Source organism: Pseudomonas sp. (assembly GCF_049645325.1).
GTDB lineage: Bacteria > Pseudomonadota > Gammaproteobacteria > Pseudomonadales > Pseudomonadaceae > Aquipseudomonas.
The window spans coordinates 1-2699 of the sequence record NZ_JBARTQ010000357.1; the positions used below are offsets into that span (position 1 = coordinate 1).

General features: G+C 63.4%; 1 protein-coding gene. It reads left to right on the forward strand.

The window, feature by feature from the left end; genetic code table 11:
• Positions 1-138: 138 nt before the first annotated feature.
• Entirely contained in the window at positions 139-2580 is a 2442-nt protein-coding gene (locus WBB95_RS15880; RefSeq protein WP_424488456.1) for a penicillin acylase family protein, read from the forward strand.
• The last annotated feature ends 119 nt before the right edge of the window (positions 2581-2699 follow it).

Here is a 2699-nt window from a genome sequence, read left to right on the forward strand (position 1 = left end):
TCGCGAGCAAGCCCGCTCCCACATTGTTCTGTACAGGGCTCAAGATCTGACGCTTAACCCAAACTCCTGCTTGCGTCGTTTCGCCGCGCTCACTAACGTAGCGCCTTTAATGACGCTACCCCCCGCAGGAGCTTTGCCATGGCCTCGCCAGCCCTCTCACAATTTCTTCCCCGGTTCGGCGTTGCCGCGGCAGTAGCCAGTGCGTTAAGCCTGGCCGGTTGCCAGCTCCAGAGCACCCAGGACACCCTGCCACCGGTCGCCGGTGTGCAGCCGATCAAAGGCCTGGCACAAAATGTGTCGGTGCGCCGCAATGCCCAGGGCATGCCGCTGATCGAAAGCAACACCTTCCATGACGCGCTGTTCAGCCTCGGCTACGTGCACGCCAGTGATCGCATCACGCAGATGGTCACCTTGCGCCTGCTTGCCCAGGGCCGCCTGGCGGAAATGTCCGGGCCGGACGTGCTGGATGTCGACCGCTTCATGCGCGCAGTCAACCTGAAAAAAAGCGCCGGCGAGCTGTATAACGCCTCGTCGCCGCGCCTCAAGCGCTTCTTTGAAGTGTACGCACGTGGCGTCAACGCCTACCTGTTCCGCTACCGCGACAAGCTGCCGCCAGACCTGGCCCAGACCGGCTACAAGCCCGAGTACTGGAAGCCGGAAGATTCGGCGTTGTTGTTCTGCCTGCTGAATTTCAGCGAGTCGAGCAACCTGCAGGAAGAGCTGTCGTCGCTGGTACTCGCGCAAAAAGTCGGCGTCGACAAACTCGCCTGGCTCACCCCAAGCGCGCCGGACGAGCCCATCCCCCTGGGCGAAACCGACAAGCTCAAGGGCGTGAACCTGGGCCAGGTCACCGGCCTCGCCGGGCTGGAAGCGGTCGGCCAACAACTGAACAGCCTCAACGCGCTGGCTGTCACCACGTCGAGCAACTGGGCGATCGGCCCGCAACGCAGCCGCAGCGGCAAAAGCCTGCTGGCCAGTGACCTCGCGGCCCAGCCACAAGCGCCGTCGCCGTGGAATTACGTGCAAATTCGCGCACCGAAATACCAGGCCGTCGGCGTTTCGATTGCCGGTTTGCCGACGCTGCTGTCCGGCTTCAACGGCAAAGTCGCGTGGAGCATGAGTGCGGTCAAGGGCGACACCCAGGACCTGTTCCTGGAAAAGGTTAAACGCCAGGGCAGCGCGCTGTACTACGAGAACGACGGAAAATGGCTACCGGCCGGCGTGCGTAACGAAACCTACTTTGCCAAGGGCCAACGCCCCCTGCGCGAAGTGGTGTATGAAACCCGCCACGGCGCCCTGCTTAACAGCAGCCAGGCGCTGACCACCGGCTTTGGCCTGGCGCTGCAAACCGCCAACTTCAAGGACGACAAGAGCCTGGATGCGTTCTTCGACCTGTCCCGCGCGCAAAACGCCGGCAAAGCCTCGGACGCGACCCGCGAAATTCGCGCCATCGCACTGAACATGATCTTCGCCGACGCCACCAACATCGGCTGGCAAGTCACCGGCCGCTTCCCCAACCGTCGCGAAGGCGAAGGCCTGCTGCCCTCGCCGGGCTGGGATGCGCGCTTTGACTGGGACGGCTACGCCGACGCGATGCTGCACCCGTATGACCAGGACCCGGCTCAAGGCTGGATCGGCACTGCCAACCAGCGCACCGCACCGCGTGGCTACGGCATGCAATTGTCCAACTCATGGGATGCGCCGGAGCGCAGCGAGCGCCTGGCGCAACTGGCCAATGCGGGCAAGCACGACAGCCGCAGCATGATCGCCATGCAGTACGACCAGACCACCCTGTTTGCCGCCAAACTCAAGACCATGTTCCAGGCGCCAGGCATGGCCCAGCCGCTGAAACAGGCGATTGACGCGTTGCCGGCAGCCGAAGCCGCCAAGGCACGCGAGGCGTTGAGCCGCCTGATGGCCTTTGATGGCCGCCTGGCGTCAACCTCCGCCGACGCGGCGATCTACGAGCTGTTCCTGCAGGAAAGCACCCGGCAGATCTTCCTCGACGAACTCGGCCCGGAAAACAGCGCGAGCTGGAAAGCCTTTATCAGCAACGCCAACCTGTCCTACTCCGCCAACGCCGACCACTTGCTGGGCCGCGAAGACAGCCCGTTCTGGGATGACGTGCGCACCGCGCAGAAAGAAGACAAACCGGCGATCCTTGCGCGCAGCCTCGCGGCTGCGATCACCGCCGGCGACAGCCAGTTGGGCGCCGATCACAAAGCCTGGCAGTGGGGCAAGTTGCACACCACCACCTGGAAAAACACTAATGGCCAGGTGATTCGCGGCCCGTTTGCCAGCGGCGGCGACCACAACACCTTGAACCCGGCGCCGTTTAGCTGGGGGCAGAGTTTCGACACCACTCAAGTGCCGGCGCTGCGCATGATCGTCGACTTCAGCCAGGCTGAACCGATGATGGGCCAGGGCGGCATCGGCCAGTCCGGCAACCCGGCCAGCCCGAACTATGCCAATGGCATCGACCCGTCGCTCAAGGCGCAATACCTGAGCTTCCCGATGCAGCCGCAGAACTTCGACAAGGCGTATGGCAAAACCCGCTTGACCCTCACACCCGGCAAGTAACCGGGTCTCTCTGGAGGAACTGGATCAAAATGTGGGAGCGGGCTTGCTCGCGAAGGCGGTAGATCAGTCACACCTGCAGTGACTGACACACCGTCTTCGCGAGCAAGCCCGCTCCCACA

Excerpts from the sequence above, each read along its gene's own strand:
- WBB95_RS15880 (WP_424488456.1), top strand. The coding sequence starts at position 139 with ATGGCCTCGCCAGCCCTCTCACAATTTCTTCCCCGGTTCGGCGTTGCC.